14 protein-coding genes and 2 tRNA genes are annotated in these 15410 nt (G+C 70.5%); 5 read left to right on the top strand and 11 right to left on the bottom strand.

Annotated elements, in window-relative coordinates; all coding sequences use genetic code 11:
* Positions 1-115: 115 nt before the first annotated feature.
* Both DTB53_RS15605 and DTB53_RS15600 read right to left on the bottom strand, forming a co-directional pair.
* The gene (locus DTB53_RS15605) at positions 116-1018 is read right to left on the bottom strand and encodes a rhomboid family intramembrane serine protease (protein WP_042496729.1); all 903 of its coding nucleotides are present in this window, start codon (positions 1016-1018) and stop codon (positions 116-118) included.
* A gap of 198 nt (positions 1019-1216) precedes the next feature.
* On the bottom strand, positions 1217-1744 hold the full coding sequence (locus DTB53_RS15600) for a peptidylprolyl isomerase (RefSeq protein ID WP_012380092.1): 528 nt from the start codon (positions 1742-1744) through the stop codon (positions 1217-1219).
* 281 nt (positions 1745-2025) lie between these two features.
* On the opposite strand from DTB53_RS15600, the gene DTB53_RS15595 reads away from it, so the two are divergent.
* Positions 2026-2745: a DUF5324 family protein gene (locus DTB53_RS15595; protein WP_012380091.1), complete on the top strand. Its 720-nt coding sequence runs from the start codon at positions 2026-2028 to the stop codon at positions 2743-2745.
* Between the two features lie 138 nt (positions 2746-2883).
* On the opposite strand, the gene DTB53_RS15590 is transcribed toward DTB53_RS15595, so the two are convergent.
* On the bottom strand, positions 2884-3468 hold the full coding sequence (locus tag DTB53_RS15590; protein WP_003967898.1) for a TerD family protein: 585 nt from the start codon (positions 3466-3468) through the stop codon (positions 2884-2886).
* A 151-nt stretch (positions 3469-3619) separates the two neighbouring features.
* Positions 3620-3692 (bottom strand) — tRNA-Ala (locus tag DTB53_RS15585).
* Positions 3693-3870: 178 nt separating this feature from the next.
* Here DTB53_RS15585 and DTB53_RS15580 point away from each other — a divergent pair.
* Together DTB53_RS15580 and DTB53_RS15575 are read left to right on the top strand one after the other, a co-directional pair.
* The gene (locus DTB53_RS15580) at positions 3871-4419 is read left to right on the top strand and encodes a helix-turn-helix domain-containing protein (RefSeq protein WP_003967897.1); all 549 of its coding nucleotides are present in this window, start codon (positions 3871-3873) and stop codon (positions 4417-4419) included.
* 136 nt (positions 4420-4555) lie between these two features.
* Positions 4556-5956 (top strand): serine/threonine-protein kinase, encoded by a 1401-nt coding sequence (locus tag DTB53_RS15575; RefSeq protein WP_012380090.1) that lies wholly within the window; start codon positions 4556-4558, stop codon positions 5954-5956.
* A 16-nt stretch (positions 5957-5972) separates the two neighbouring features.
* Here the strand turns inward: DTB53_RS15575 and DTB53_RS15570 are convergent, their stop codons facing one another.
* Both DTB53_RS15570 and DTB53_RS15565 read right to left on the bottom strand, forming a co-directional pair.
* The gene (locus DTB53_RS15570) at positions 5973-7307 is read right to left on the bottom strand and encodes a hypothetical protein (RefSeq protein WP_012380089.1); all 1335 of its coding nucleotides are present in this window, start codon (positions 7305-7307) and stop codon (positions 5973-5975) included.
* Between the two features lie 314 nt (positions 7308-7621).
* Positions 7622-7756, bottom strand: a complete 135-nt coding sequence (locus DTB53_RS15565; protein ID WP_003958712.1) for a DLW-39 family protein — start codon at positions 7754-7756, stop codon at positions 7622-7624.
* A gap of 291 nt (positions 7757-8047) precedes the next feature.
* Here DTB53_RS15565 and DTB53_RS15560 point away from each other — a divergent pair, with 291 nt between their 5' ends.
* Both DTB53_RS15560 and DTB53_RS15555 read left to right on the top strand, forming a co-directional pair.
* Positions 8048-8425 carry a DUF6344 domain-containing protein gene (locus tag DTB53_RS15560; protein WP_012380088.1) on the top strand — a complete coding sequence of 126 codons (378 nt, stop codon included), beginning with the start codon at positions 8048-8050 and terminating at the stop codon, positions 8423-8425.
* Positions 8426-8576: 151 nt separating this feature from the next.
* Positions 8577-8762, top strand: a complete 186-nt coding sequence (locus DTB53_RS15555; protein WP_236586388.1) for a hypothetical protein — start codon at positions 8577-8579, stop codon at positions 8760-8762.
* A gap of 72 nt (positions 8763-8834) precedes the next feature.
* Here the strand turns inward: DTB53_RS15555 and DTB53_RS15550 are convergent.
* The 5 genes from DTB53_RS15550 to DTB53_RS15530 form a co-directional block, all read right to left on the bottom strand.
* Positions 8835-8911 (bottom strand) — tRNA-Ile (locus DTB53_RS15550).
* Between the two features lie 78 nt (positions 8912-8989).
* Entirely contained in the window at positions 8990-9610 is a 621-nt protein-coding gene (locus DTB53_RS15545; protein WP_003967892.1) for a DUF3566 domain-containing protein, read from the bottom strand.
* 93 nt (positions 9611-9703) lie between these two features.
* Positions 9704-12343 (bottom strand): DNA gyrase subunit A, encoded by a 2640-nt coding sequence (gyrA, locus tag DTB53_RS15540; protein ID WP_003967891.1) that lies wholly within the window; start codon positions 12341-12343, stop codon positions 9704-9706.
* A gap of 47 nt (positions 12344-12390) precedes the next feature.
* Complete coding sequence (gyrB, locus tag DTB53_RS15535; protein WP_003967890.1) at positions 12391-14460, bottom strand: DNA topoisomerase (ATP-hydrolyzing) subunit B; 2070 nt, start codon at positions 14458-14460, stop codon at positions 12391-12393.
* 435 nt (positions 14461-14895) lie between these two features.
* Positions 14896-15399 (bottom strand): DciA family protein, encoded by a 504-nt coding sequence (locus DTB53_RS15530; RefSeq protein WP_012380084.1) that lies wholly within the window; start codon positions 15397-15399, stop codon positions 14896-14898.
* Positions 15400-15410 lie beyond the last annotated feature (11 nt).

Genomic DNA, 15410 nt, shown 5'->3' with positions numbered 1-15410 from the left:
ATTCTGCGCACACTGTGGACAACTTCGGTCGACCTGGGGGTGGAGGGCCCGGTTCCGCTCAGGATCCGGCCCGGGTCGGGTGACGGCCCTGCTCAGGTGAGGCACATCGTGCGGGTCAGGTGAGGGACATCGTGCGGGCGACGATGATCGCGACGGTCGCCAGCAGGACGAGCGCGCAGGTGCCCGCCTGCACCGCCGTACGCCGTTCGCGCGGGGCGTGGACCATCCCGACGGCGATGACGACGCCCGCGATCAGACCGCCGACGTGCGCCTCCCAGGCGATACCGCCCCAGGTGAAGGTGAAGACCATGTTGATCGCCAGGAGCACCAGCACCGGACGCATGTCGTAGTTCATCCGGCGCATCAGGACGGCGGTGGCGCCGAACAGGCCGTAGACCGCGCCGGACGCGCCGAGCGAGCCCTGGTTGGGCGCGGCGATCAAGTAGGTCAGGGCGCTGCCCGCGAGGCCGGACAGCAGATAGAGCGCGAGATACCGGCTCCGGCCGAGCGCCGCCTCAAGCTGCCCGCCGAGCCACCACAGCCCCAGCATGTTGAACGCGATGTGCACCACTTCCTGGTGCAGGAACATCGAGGTCACCAGGCGGTACCACTGGCCCTCGGCGACGCCTTCGATGGATCCCGGCGGCGGGCTCGGGTCCCAGGCCCGCCCGAGCAGCGTCAGATCGCCCACCAGCCCGGGACGGACGGAGACCAGGAGGAAGACGGCCAGATTGATGCCGAGCAGGATCTTGGTGACCAGGCGCGGATCGGCGGCCACCGAACCGCCCGCCAGCGTGCGCGGCCGGGCGGCGGCCGGGTGGTGCCCGGTGCCCGTGCCCTGGCGCACGCAGTCGGGGCACTGGAAGCCGACGGAGGCGCTGACCATGCACTCGGGGCAGATGGGCCGCCCGCAACGCGTACAGCTGATGCCCGTCTCGCGGTCGGGGTGGCGGTAGCAGGTCGGCGTCGGCACACCGCTTCCCGCGGCTGCACGGTCCCCCGGCGGCTGCTGGTCCATCGGTCCTGGCCTGCCTCTCGGTCCTCGTCGCTCGGCGGCGCGAACGGGGCCGCCCCGCTGGTCCGCTCTGTATCAGTACGGACGGGCAGGGCGGTTTGTTCCCGCGAGGGGTGCCCGGCGGCTCCCCCGGAGAGGGCCGGCGGCTCCCGAGGGGGCCGGCCGGCGGCTTCCCCCAAGGGCTCCGGCAGGAGGCGGACGTCAGCGGGTCTCGACGACCACCGACTCGATCACCACGTCCTGCAGCGGACGGTCGGTGCGCGGATTGGTCGGGGTGGCCGCGATGGCGTCGACGACCTTGCGTCCGGCCTCGGCGGACACCTCGCCGAAGATGGTGTGCTTGCCGGTCAGCCAGGCGGTGGGGGACACGGTCAGGAAGAACTGCGAGCCGTTCGTCCCCGGGCCCGCGTTCGCCATGGCGAGCAGGTAGGGCTGGGTGAAGGCCAGATCCGGGTGGAACTCGTCGGCGAACTTGTAGCCGGGGCCGCCGGTGCCGTTGCCCAGCGGATCGCCGCCCTGGATCATGAAGCCGCTGATGACGCGGTGGAAGACGGTGCCGTCGTACAGCCGGGCCGTGGACTTCTCGCCGGTCTCCGGGTTGACCCACTCGCGCTGCCCGGTGGCCAGTTCGACGAAGTTCCGGACCGTCTTGGGCGCGTGGTTCGGCAGGAGCCGGATCTCGATGTCGCCCTGATTGGTCTTCAAGGTGGCGTAAAGCTGCTCGGCCACGGTCTGCCTTCCTTCGTCCTTCACCTGACGTCACCTCCATCGCTGACGTCCGCCGATCCTCCCACGGACCGGTAAATGTGCGGCCGGATGCCGGACGAACCGGCGCGTTCGACACCGAACCATGGCATTGTCGTCGGCACACTTCACATGAACCGTTATGACCGCACATGACGACCATGCCCCGGATGCCCGTCCCGCGTGCCGGGCTCGGACGCAGCAGGCATGATTTCGAACTGGGCGGACAGGCGGAGTACCTACCCGCCACCAAGGAGGAGGATCTCGTGACCCGCATCGACAGCGTGCGCGCCGCAACCGACTCGGCGAAGGACAGCGCGCAGCACGCCGCGGAAGTGGTGGCGCCCTACGCCGACACGGCCAGGAAGCAGGCGGCCCACTACGCACACGAGGCTCGTGCACAACTGGCGCCGAAGGTGACGAAGGCGGCCCAGCAGGCCCGTGTCCAGTACGCGTCCCACCTCGCCCCTCGCCTCGAACAAGCCCTCACGCACGTGCCGCCCCGAGTCGACGAGGCCGCGCACCGCGCCGCGGCCTCCACCCGCAAGGCCGCACGGACCGCCGCCGACTACACCGCCCCCCGCGTCGAGCACGCCCGCGCGGTGGCCCTGCCCGTCGCCGAGCAGGCGTCCGCCCGCAGCGCGGCGGCCCTCGCGGCGCTGCGCACCCAGGTGACGGCCAAGGAGATCCAGAAGCTGGCCAGGAAGCACCAGCGGCGGGCCAAGGCGGGCCGGGCCGCGAAGGGGTTCCTGGTGCTGGGCGCCCTGGCCGGCGGCGCCTACGCCGCCTGGCGCTGGTGGGACAAGCAGGCCAACCCGGACTGGCTGGTCGAGCCGCCCGTCGCCACCGAGGTGGGTGACGAGCGTTCGCCGCTCAGCTCGGTCGACGGCAGCGCCCGGGCCGACCTCGACCCCGAGGTCAAGGCCAAGCAGGCCGAGGCCGAGTCGGGCGAGGGGGACACCCCCGGTCTCGACGACCGGCCCTGAGCCGGGGCGCCCCGGGCGCACCCCCTGACAGAACGGACGCGGCTGCGGTCACCACTTGGGTGGTGACCGCAGCCGCGTCCGTTCGTTCTTCCCCCGCTCCACCGCGGGACGGCGGCGGGGCAGTCCCGCTCCCGGCGACTACCGGCTCACGGCGAAGCGCATCAGGGCCTGCTCGTCGCCCTGCTTGATCTTCCCGGTCTCGTTGATCACCTGGAGCTTCCAGCCGGCGCCCTCGCGGATCGCCTTGGCCACGGCGACGCCGTTGTCCTGGGTGAGCATGCTCGGCCAGATGTCGGCGACCTGCTGCGAGCTGCCGCCCGTCGCGTCGTACACCTTGAAGCTGATGTTGCGCGCGTTGCTGAACGCGCTGCGCTTCTTGTACGCGGCGGCGATGAAAACGATCGACGTGATGTTCGAGGGAATCCTGGCGAACTCGACGGTCACCGTCTCGTCGTCACCGTCACCGTGCCCGGTCTGGTTGTCCCCGCTGTGCACCAGCGAGCCGTTGCCCAGCGGGTCCAGCGAGTCCAGACCGGCCAGCCGCACCGGGTCCCCGCCCTGCAATGCGATGGCGATCAGGTCGAGGTCCGTACCGGCCTTCTGCCGGAGCTTCCCCATCAGGCCGCCGCTGCTCCCGACGGTGGGGTCCCAGGACGCCCCGATGGACAGATGGGTCACCCCACCCAGGTCGGCCGGGCCGTCTTCCTTCGTCAACGTGATCATGCCTGAGTCCTTTTGTGGCTCGACTGTGTACGTAGGAAGTGTGCCTGGTGCCCCCGGCGGGCGGTCCCGGGAGGAAGCGCACCGGTTCCGGATCGTACGAGAAAGACCCCCCTGAGCCGCGTCACCGCAGTTCAGAGGGGTCTTGAAAGGGTGGAGCCTAGGAGATTCGAACTCCTGACATCTGCCTTGCAAAGGCAGCGCTCTACCAACTGAGCTAAGGCCCCGGGCCACAACGAACGAGGGCAACGCCCAGCACGTCCGTGCCAGGGCCACCATCGCAGACCAGAGTACCGGGTGACCCCCGTAATCCTGCAAAAGGATAGGGACTCCCCGTGGACGACCACGCTCCGTAAGATGCTCGCAAGGTTCGCAGCAGCGAAGCCGCAGCGATGGGGAGACGCCATGGACGCAGCGCAACAAGAGGCGACGGCAAGAGCCAGAGAGCTTCAACGCAGTTGGTACGGGGAGCCGTTGGGGGCACTCTTCCGTCGGCTGATCGATGATCTCGGCCTGAACCAGGCCCGGCTGGCCGCCGTTCTCGGGCTCTCCGCCCCGATGCTCTCCCAGCTGATGAGCGGCCAGCGGGCCAAGATCGGGAATCCCGCGGTGGTCCAGCGCGTCCAGGCCCTCCAGGAACTGGCGAGCCAGGTGGCCGACGGCAGCGTCAGCGCGGGCGAGGCCACCGACCGCATGGAGGAGATCAAGAAGTCGCAGGGCGGGTCGGTCCTGACCGCCACCGGCCAGACCACCTCCACCGGCGGCGCTCCCACCGTCCGCCGCGTGGTGCGCGAGATCCAGTCCCTGCTGCGCTCGGTCGCGGCGGCCGGCGACATCATCGACGCCGCGGACGCCCTCGCCCCGACCCACCCGGAACTGGCAGAGTTCCTCAAGGTGTACGGAGCGGGACGCACCGCGGAGGCGGTCGCGCACTACGAGGGGCACCAGAGCTAGCGGCTCCGGGCCACGACGGAAGACGGAGCCAGGGCGCGCGCACCGTGCGGAGCCCTGGGGCCGGCAGGGCACGGGGGCCGGACACGGGCCGCGGCGGACGCCGCGGCGCCACGGGAACGGGGAGCGGGCGCAGCACATGGGTGAGGTCTTCGCCGGTCGGTACGAACTGGTCGATCCGATCGGACGGGGCGGGGTCGGCGCCGTCTGGCGCGCCTGGGACCACCGCCGCCGCAGGTACGTCGCGGCCAAGGTGCTGCAGCAGAGCGACGCGCACACGCTGCTGCGCTTCGTCCGCGAACAGGCCCTGCGCATCGAGCACCCGCACGTGCTGGCCCCGGCCAGCTGGGCCGCCGACGACGACCAGGTCCTGTTCACCATGGACCTGGTGAGCGGCGGCTCGCTCGCCCATGTCATCGGCGACTACGGCCCGTTGCCCCCGCGCTTCGTCTGTCTGCTGCTGGACCAGTTGCTCTCCGGGCTCTCCACGGTGCACGCCGAAGGGGTGGTGCACCGCGACATCAAGCCCGCCAACATCCTGATGGAGGCGACCGGTACGGGCCGCCCGCATCTGCGCCTCTCCGACTTCGGCATCTCGATGCGCAAGGGCGAGCCCCGGCTGACCGAGACCAACTACGTGGTCGGTACGCCCGGTTACTTCGCCCCCGAGCAGATGATGGGCGCCGAGCCCGACTTCCCCGCGGACCTCTTCGCGGTCGGCCTGGTCGCGCTCTACCTCCTCCAGGGTCAGAAGCCCGACGCGCGGGCGCTGGTGGAGCACTTCGCCGCGCACGGCACCCCGAGCGCTCCGAACGGCATTCCCGAGCCGCTGTGGCAGGTTCTCGCCGGGCTGCTCCAGCCGGACCCGCACGCCCGGTTCCGGACCGCGACGGGCGCCCGCAAGGCCCTGACCGCGGCGGTCGAGATGCTTCCCGAACCCGGCCCGGACGACGAGCCGGTGGAGGTGTTCGACCAGATCGGGCCGCTGCCGGCGGGATTCGGCCCCGACGGGCCCCGGACCGCCCCTCAGCGGCCCGAGGAACCCGCACCCGCACCCGTGGCGGCACCGGCGCGGCCGGCCGACCCGGGGCCCGGTCAGCAGGCCTACGCACCGCCCCCCACGTCGATGTCCGAGACGGGAAGCTTCCACCTCGCGCCCCCGCCCGGAGCCCCGGCCCCGGCCGAAGCCGCGCCCTCACCGCAACAGCCCCACGCGCCAACGGGGTTCCCGCAGCAGCCGGGTTTCGCGCAACAGCCGGCCGCGCCGTCCACGCCGGACGCGCCGTCCCCGTACGCCGTCGGCGCGCCGGACCTCTCCCAGGCGCCGACCTCCGCCGTGCCGCGCGATCCCGCCGCCACCCGCGCCTACACCGCCCAGCAGCGGCAACCACCGGTGCCGGCCCCGCCGGTGCAGCACGCCGTTCCCCGCACGCCCGCACGGGGAACGCGTCCGGGACCGCCCCCGAAGGTGGCGATCCCGGTGCTGGTGGTGGCGCTGATCTGCTTCGCGGTCGGAATCTGGGCCCTGACCCGGATCTGACGGTCCCGCCGCCGGGCTACCGGCCCCGCGGCGGCCGGTGGCCCCCGACGGCCGGCGAACCCGGGGCCGGGGTCACGGCGGCGCGGCGGCGGGCGAGCAGGGTCCAGACGCCCAGCCCGAGCAGCAGCACGGAACCCGTGCCGATCCCGGCCGCGGCGACCACCGTCATCGGGCCGCTCTGCGCCGCCTCCCGGGCGTTCTTCCCCTTCCGGGCCACTTCCCGGTCCTGGTCGGTGACGCCGAAGACCCCGGCATCGCCCTCGTACGGTGACGCCTCCGCCTTGTTCTTCACCTGGACCGCCAGCTCGAACGGGATCGGCTCGGAGCCGTAGAACTCCTTGAGCTTCGGGCTGAGGGACACCGACAGGTAGTACCAGCCCGCGAAGCGCATGGTGCTGACCTGGGTCGAGGAGTCGAAGCGGTTGCGGTAGGCCACCGGCGGCAGCGGCCTCAAGGAGGCGGAGGCGGGCCCTCCGGAGTACGACAGCGTGGCGTTCGAGACGTGCCCCTGGGCGGGGTTGTCCAGCGACAGGGTGAGCGCGTTGCCCACGAACTCCGTTGAGGTGCCGGTGCTGTTGGAGAGCTCGGCGGTGGCGTGGATCTGCTGGCCCCAGTCGACCGGCACCCGGTAGAAGCGGGTCTGTCCCGGGGCGACCGTGTCCTGCCAGCGGCCGTTCTCCAGGCTGGTGGCCTCGGAGTACCCGGCCCCTCCGGACCTCTTCTGCTGCTTCCCGGTCAGCGGCTTCGCCGAGGCCGAGGGCCAACTCTCGGGCCCGTCGGTCGGCATGGCGACCCCGCTCCTCAGCCGCGGCTCCTCCAGGAAGCGCAACTCCAGCCCCCAGGCTTCGGAGTTGGAGGCGTCCTTGCTCTCGCGTTCGACGAGGACGTCGTACTGGCCGCTCTCCTGGCAGGTGGAGCCGCCCTCCTTGATGGTCCGGGAGACGTACGCGGCGATGGGACGCGCGTACTCCCCCGAGCCGAAGTTCGCCCGCTCCGAACCGCACGAGGTGTCGTCGGTCTCCCGGAGGCTGACGTTGATGCCGTCGCCGTAGGCGACCTCGCCGCTGTCGCCGGGGACCGCGACCGCCGAGACATAGGCGGCGGAGGCGTCGTCCAGCGTGACCCGGTAGTAGAGCTTCTCGCCCGGCTTGATCATGCTGCGGTACGGGACGCCCTCGTCCAGCGTGGACGCCTCGACGTTGGTCGTCGCGCCCTGCACGTTCTTCGCGTCGGGGTCGAACGCGTACACCCCGGGGCCGGCCGCCCGGGCCTGCCCCGGCAGGGCCGCCGCCGCGCACACCGCCGCGAGAACCGCGGCCACCACCCGGCCCCTGTTGCGCTGCCTCTTCACGCGCTTCCCCTCGTCGTCCTCACGCGCCGGTGCCGTCGACCGCCCGGCCCGTGATGCCGGTCCATCCTGCCCCGCCCGCACCGCCGGTGTCTCCGGCCACAGCGGCATTGCCCCTCTTGTCCGCGCACCGGGCCGCACCGACACCCCACCGGAGTTCACCAGAGCAATTTATGTATGTGCTCCAGTGAACTCAAGGGGCCGGAGGCGCGGAGGTCACGCGCGCACCGCAAGGGGCCGCACGCCGGCGATCCGGCCCCGGACAGCACGAAGCCCCGGCCGCTCAGCGACCGGGGCCCGTAACAGACTGTGCCGTCTCACACACCCGAACCTGCGGGCACGGAGTCGGTCGCCTCCGTCCACAGATCCTGCTCGGCGCGATCCGCCTGGATCTGGCGGTACACGAGGAGCCCGCCGATGGCGGCCAGTGCGACCAGGAGAAGCTTCTTCACCGCGCGACCTCGTCTTTCCTTGGCGTAAGGGCCTTCTGTCGCCGACTATACACACCGGCCGATACCGATCGGTTACCTCCCCGGGGCCCCGCGGCACCCCCTCCGCGGCACCCCGGACGACCTCCCGGAACCCTCTTCCGACCGCCCGCGAGGGCCTGTCCACTCCAGTTGCACCATACGAGTGGTGTTCATCCGAAGATCGGTGCAGAGCGGGCGTCGCTCCCCGAAATCACGGACCGGATCCACATGATCGGAGAAGTCAGCAACCGGACCGTCCGAAAGCGAGGGGCCATGAGCACCTTCCAGCCCAAGAACCTCTGGACCGCCTTCATCACCGCCTTCTTCGCCCTCCTGGCGTCGCTGGGCCTCGCCACCGCCACGGCGAGCAGCGCGAACGCCGCGAACGCCTCGGCGCAGCCGAGCACCACGACCCAGGAGCACACGGCCGCCACCTCGGCAACCCCGGTCGCCCCCTCGGTCCGATGGACCCTTCCGCGTGACCGGGCCCTGCCGCCCACGATGAAGCAGCGCATCCGGGCCGAGGCCCACGGCTCCTCCCCGGCCACCCGGCACCTGTCGCTCGACCCCGCGGAGACCGCCCGCACGACCGGCCCGGCCGGCTCCCGCTCCTCGGCCCCGGAGGGCGACTCCCCGGCGCCACCCCCCTGATCCCGGCGCCCACCGCACTCCGGGGCCCCTGGTCCGGTTCACACCGGCCGGGGGCCCCTTCCGTGTGCCCGGCCCGCGCCCCCACCGCGCCGCCTGCGAGGATGCTCCCACCCGCGGCCCGTCCGCGGCCCGATCAGCCGGGAGGGACGCCGTGGCCGCGCTGGGTTTCGTCTTCATCGTCCTGCCGTGCCTGGCAGTCGTGAGCTTCACCTGCTTCGCCGCGTGCCGGGCCCAACAGCACAGGGCCTTCGAGCTCCTGGCGTACGGGTGCCTCTCCGTCGGCCTCGTCTGCGGGCTGACTCCGATAGCGGTGCTGCTGTGGGCGTCCACGCTGTAGGCGCCCTCCGGCGTTCTCGCCGGCAGGCCACGCGAAAGGCCCCCCACCGTCTCCGGTGAGGGGCCTTCAGTCTGGTGGGGCTAACAGGATTTGAACCTGTGGCCTCATCCTTATCAGGGATGCGCTCTAACCAACTGAGCTATAGCCCCGCCGCGCTGTGCTGCTCCGCGCTGACTTCTGAAGATTAGCGCACGTCGGGGCCAGTCCCAAAATCGATACTCGGCGCGCTACTCGTCCTCGGCCAGCGTGAGCTCCACGCCGCCCACGAAGCCCGCCGACAGGTTGTAGATGAAAGCGCCCAGCGTCGCCAGCGCGGTGGCCAGAACCACGTCGATCACCGCGATGACCGAGGTGAAGATGAGCACCCGCGGCAGCGACAGGAACGACTGCAGATCGAAGCCGTTGCTCTCGTTCGAGCCGGTGGCCTCGCTGATCGTTCCGCCGACGGTCTCGAAGACGCCCATCGCGTCCATGACCATCCACAGCACCGCCGACGCCACCACGGTGCAGATGCCCAGCGCGATCGACAGCAGGAAGCTGACCTTCATCACCGACCACGGGTCGGCCTTGGCCACCCGCAGACGTGCCTTGCGGGTACGCGGAGTGGTCCGCGCCCCCGTGCGCGGCTTGCGCGTCCCCTGGGCGCCGCCCACGCCCTGCGCACCGCCCAGTGTGCCTCCGCCCGGCTGTCCGGGGCGCTGGCCGCCCTGGGTGCCGCCACCGGGCGCCTGATACGCCTGGGGCGGGTGGTACGGCCCCGACGGCCCCGGTGCGGGCTCACGCTCGCCGGGCAGGGGCCCGGTCGCGTAACCCTCGTACTGGGGCTGAGGCCCTCGTGTGTCCGTCACAGTGCCCCCTTGGGAGTCCGTGGCAGGGCCACGGGCACCGTTCGCTCCTGCTCCGGAAGCGGCCGAACCGGCGCCCGTGGCTCCACTCACGCTCTACTCCTCGTGCTCCCCGGTCGAGGGCTCCGTGCCCTCGACAGTGCCCTCTGCCACGCCCTCGGCGTGGACCTCGGCCGGCTCGCCATCGACGTCATCGGCCCCATCGACCTCTTCCGCCTCACGGCCCGCCTCGGCATTGCGCGCGATGCCGACGACGGCGTCGCGCTTGCCCAGATTGATCAGTTGAACGCCCATGGTGTCACGGCCCGTCTCCCTGACTTCATTGACTCGCGTACGAATCACACCACCGCCGAGCGTGATGGCGAGAATCTCGTCGGTCTCCTCGACCACCAGCGCACCGACGAGCGATCCGCGGTCCTCCACGATCTTGGCGGCCTTGATGCCGAGGCCGCCGCGGCCCTGGACGCGGTACTCGTCGACGGGGGTCCGCTTCGCGTACCCGCCGTCGGTAGCGGTGAAGACGAACGTACCGGGCCGGACGACATTCATCGAGAGCAGTTCGTCGCCCTCGCGGAAACTCATCCCCTTCACGCCCGAGGTGGCGCGGCCCATCGGGCGCAGCGCGTCGTCGGTCGCGGTGAACCGGATCGACTGGGCCTTCTTGCTGATGAGCAGCAGGTCGTCCTCGGCCGAGACCAGTTCGGCGCCGATCAGCTCGTCGTCGCCGCCCTCCGGCATCTCGCGCAGGTTGATCGCAATGACGCCGCCGGAGCGGGGCGAGTCGTAGTCCTTGAGCGCGGTCTTCTTCACCAGACCGCCCTTCGTCGCGAGGATCAGGTACGGCACGGCCTCGTAGTCGCGGATCGCGAGGATCTGGGCGATCTTCTCGTCCGGCTGGAAGGCCAGCAGGTTGGCGACGTGCTGGCCGCGCGCGTCCCGGCCGGCGTCCGGGAGCTCGTACGCCTTGGCGCGGTAGACCCGGCCCTTGTTCGTGAAGAACAGCAGCCAGTGGTGGGTGGTCGAGACGAAGAAGTGGTCGACGATGTCGTCTTCCCGCAGCTTGGTCCCGCGCACGCCCTTGCCGCCGCGCTTCTGCGAGCGGTAGTCGTCCGTCTTCGTGCGCTTCACGTAGCCGCTGCGGGAGATCGTGACGACGATGTCCTCCTCGGCGATCAGGTCCTCGATGGACATGTCACCGTCGAAGGGCACCAGCTGGGAGCGCCGGTCGTCGCCGAACTTGTCGACGATCGCCGCCAGCTCCTCGCTGACGATGGCGCGCTGCTTGGCGGGCGAGGCCAGGATCTCGTTGTACTCGTTGATCTTCGCCTGGAGCTCGTCGTGCTCGGCGGTGATCTTCTGGTGCTCCAGCGCGGCCAGTCGGCGCAGCTGCATCTCCAGGATCGCGTTCGCCTGGAGCTCGTCGATCTCCAGCAGGCCCATCAGGCCCTCACGCGCGATCTCCACGGTGTTGGAGCGCCGGATGAGGGCGATGACCTCGTCGATGGCGTTCAGGGCCTTGAGGAGGCCGCGCAGGATGTGCGCCCGCTCCTCCGCCTTGCGCAGCCGGAACCTGGTCCGCCGGACGATGACCTCGATCTGGTGCGTCACCCAGTGGCGGATGAACGCGTCGATCGACAGCGTGCGCGGCACCCCGTCGACGAGCGCCAGCATGTTCGCGCCGAAGTTCGTCTGGAGGTCGGTGTGCTTGTACAGGTTGTTGAGGACGACCTTGGCGACCGCGTCCCGCTTGAGGACGACGACCAGGCGCTGCCCCGTACGCGAGGAGGTCTCGTCGCGCACGTCCGCGATGCCGCCGACCTTGCCGTCCTTGACCAGGTCGGCGATCTTCTGCGCGAGGTTGTCGGGGTTCGTCTGGAACGGCAGCTCCGTGACGACCAGGCACTGGCGGCCCTGGATCTCCTCGACCGCGACGACCGCCCGCATCGTGATGGAGCCGCGGCCGGTGCGGTACGCCTCCTCGATGCCCTTGCGGCCCACGACCAGCGCGCCGGTGGGGAAGTCGGGGCCCTTGATGCGCTCGATCAGCGCGTCCAGCAGCTCCTCGTGCGAGGCCTCGGGGTGCTCCAGGTACCACTGGGCGCCGGCGGCGACCTCGCGGAGGTTGTGCGGCGGGATGTTGGTCGCCATGCCGACCGCGATCCCGGCGGAGCCGTTGACCAGCAGGTTCGGGAAGCGCGCCGGCAGGACCGTCGGCTCCTGGTTGCGGCCGTCGTAGTTGTCCTGGAAGTCGACGGTCTCCTCGTCGATGTCCCGGACCATCTCCATGGACAGCGGCATCATCTTGCACTCGGTGTACCGCATGGCGGCGGCCGGGTCGTTGCCCGGGGAACCGAAGTTGCCGTTGGAGTCGACCAGCGGCATCCGCAGCGACCACGGCTGCGCGAGGCGCACCAGGGCGTCGTAGATGGAGGAGTCGCCGTGCGGGTGGTACGTACCCATGACGTCGCCGACGACGCGGGCGCACTTGTAGAAGCCCTTCTCGGGGCGGTACCCGCCGTCGTACATCGCGTACAGCACCCGGCGGTGGACGGGCTTGAGGCCGTCCCGTACGTCGGGGAGCGCACGCGAGACGATGACGGACATCGCGTAGTCGAGGTAGGAGCGCTGCATCTCCGTCTCGAGCCCGACGGGCTCGACACGCATGCCCACACCGGGGACGGTGACTTCCTCGGGCGTCGCGGGTTCGGGTGTCACAGGGGTGTTCTCGTCGGCCATTGCTGGTCAAAGTCCTTTCGAGCTGCGGCGTCGCTGGTACGGCCGACTCAGATGTCGAGGAAGCGGACGTCCTTGGCATTGCGCTGGATGAACGAGCGCCGCGCCTCGACGTCCTCGCCCATGAGCACCGAGAACAGGTCGTCGGCCTGCGCCGCGTCGTCCAGCGTGACCTGGCCGAGGACCCGGTGGTCGACGTCCATGGTCGTGACGCGCAGCTCTTCGGCGTTCATCTCGCCGAGACCCTTGAAGCGCTGGATCGAGTCTTCCTTGATCCGCTTGCCGTTCTGCTTGCCGAGCGCCACCAGGGCGTCGCGCTCCCGGTCCGAGTACGCGTACTCGAAGTCGTCCCGGCCCCACTTGATCTTGTAGAGCGGCGGGCGCGAGAGGTAGACGTGCCCCGCCTCCACCAGCGGCCGCATGAAGCGGAAGAGGAACGTCAGCAGCAGGGTGTTGATGTGCTGGCCGTCGACGTCGGCGTCCGCCATCAGGATGATCTTGTGATAGCGGAGCTTCTCGATGTCGAAGTCCTCGTGGACCCCGGTGCCGAACGCCGAGATCAGCGCCTGGACCTCGGTGTTCTGGAGGATCTTGTCGACCCGGGCCTTCTCGACGTTCAGGATCTTGCCCCGGATGGGCAGGATCGCCTGGTACATCGGGTTGCGGCCGGACTTCGCCGAACCACCGGCGGAGTCACCCTCGACGATGAAGATCTCGCACTTGGTGGGGTCGTTCGACTGGCAGTCGCTGAGCTTGCCCGGCAGCGAGGCGCTCTCCAGCAGCCCCTTGCGCCGCGTCAGGTCACGCGCCTTGCGGGCCGCCACGCGGGCGGTCGAGGCGGCGATGCCCTTGCGGATGATGTCGGCGGCCTCGTTGGGATTCCGGTCGAACCAGTCCGTCAGCTGCTCGTGGACGACCTTCTGCACGAAGGTCTTGGCCTCCGTGTTGCCCAGCTTGGTCTTCGTCTGGCCCTCGAACTGCGGCTCGCCCAGCTTCACCGAGATGATCGCGGTCAGGCCCTCGCGGACGTCCTCGCCCGTGAGGTTGTCGTCCTTGTCGCGCAGCAGCTTCTTGTCGCGCGCGTACCGGTTGACCAGCGAGGTCAGCGCCGCGCGGAAGCCCTCCTCGTGCGTACCGCCCTCGTGCGTGTGGATCGCGTTGGCGAAGGAGTAGACCCCTTCGGTGTACTGCGTGTTCCACTGCATGGCGATCTCGACCGACAGGAGCCGGTCCTTGTCCTCGGCCTCGATGTCGATCACCGACTGGTGAATGACGTCGCCCTTGCGGGAGTTGAGGTACTTCACGAAATCGACGATGCCGTTTTCGTAGTGGTACGTGACCGAGCGGGCGGTCTCCTCCTCGGAGGGCTCGGCGGCGTCCACGCTGTCCGCGCCCGCCGTCGCCTTCGCCGACTCGCGCTCGTCGGTGAGCTTGAGGGTGAGGCCCTTGTTGAGGAACGCCATCTCCTGGAAGCGGCGCGAGAGGGTCTCGAAGCTGTACTCGGTCGTCTCGAAGATGTCCCCGTCGGCCCAGAAGGTGACCGTCGTACCGGTCTCCTCGGTGGCCTCGTGCTGGGCCAGCGGGGCCGTCGGGACACCGAGCTTGTAGTCCTGGGTCCAGCGGTGGCCGTCGGTCTTGACCTCGACGGCGACCCGGGTGGACAGGGCGTTGACGACGGAGACGCCGACGCCGTGCAGACCGCCGGAGACGGCGTAGCCGCCACCGCCGAACTTGCCGCCCGCGTGCAGCACGGTCAGCACGACCTCGACGGCCGGCTTCCCTTCGGACGGCACGATGCCGACCGGGATGCCCCGGCCGTTGTCGATCACACGCACCCCGCCGTCGGCGAGGATCGTGACGTCGATGGTGTCCGCGTGGCCCGCCATCGCCTCGTCGACCGAGTTGTCGACGACTTCCTGCACGAGGTGGTGCAGGCCGCGCTCACCGGTCGAGCCGATGTACATGCCAGGCCGCTTGCGGACCGCGTCCAGCCCTTCCAGCACGGTGATCGCGCTGGCGTCGTACGAGGCGGCGGCCTCGCCGTGCTCACCGGCTGTGGACGGAATGTTCTCGTTGGGGTTGCCGGAATCGGCCACGAAGCGCCCTTTCTGGCACAGCACAGGCCGTTCTCCGGACAGGCGGGAGCGGCTGCGTCGTTCGGCTTGTATCGACGACTCCCGCCTCAGCGGCGGGATTACTCACCAGTCTACCGGTAGCACTGACATGAGTGGGGGTTTGCCGGTACCTGAGTACGCATGTGCCGCCCTGAATGAGCGCCTGACGACTCCCCATATTCGGGAAGGGGCCCCAAGACGCCCTGAAGGGCTTTGAGCGCTTCGGCCTGTCAACCTCTCGCTACGGTGAGGGACGCTCCGGCCGTACCGCCCGGTTTCCTCTCCCGCGAACCCTGACGAACCCGCCCGTACGCCCGCCCGGTACACGACAATTTCACGCCGAAAGTGCAGCTCAGCCCGGTGACCGGTGATCCTTGCGGAGACGGCGCGAGCATGCGGAGGCCCCGGCCGCCCGCCCCCTCGCACCGGCGGCCCGCACCCTCACCCGTAGGTGTCGCCCGGGCCCTTGCTGCCGGGCGCCCGCAACGGTCCGAACCGGCGCTCCGGGCCCCCCGGCCCGACCACCTTGATCATCCGTACGGTGCCCTGCCCCAGATCCGCGTTCAGCCGGGCCACCAGCTGCGGAGCCAGCAGCCGCAGCTGCGTCGCCCACGCCGTCGAGTCACAGCTCACGGTCAGCACCCGGGCGGCCGGATCGTCGTCGTACCGCAGGGGCACGCAGTGGTTCGCCAGATCGTCGCCGACGATCTGCGGCCACCGCCCCATCACCCCGCCGACCGCCGCGGGCGTCTCCCACCCGCGCTCGGTGATCAACCGGTTGATCGCGGAACCCAGCGGCTGCGGATCCCGGCCGTCCGACCGGGCGCCCGAGCGCAGCCCGCCGCCCCGCCGGGCCTGCTTCTTCTGCTGCGCCGCCGCACCCCGCGCCCGGGCCTGCTCCTTCGCCGCCCGCAACGCGACCCGGGCGAGATCGACGCCCGTCACCTCGGGCGGCT

The organism is Streptomyces griseus, from assembly GCF_900460065.1.
GTDB lineage: Bacteria > Actinomycetota > Actinomycetes > Streptomycetales > Streptomycetaceae > Streptomyces > Streptomyces griseus.
The sequence above is the reverse complement of the archived record's forward strand: the minus strand, read 5'-3'. Positions and strand labels throughout refer to the sequence as shown.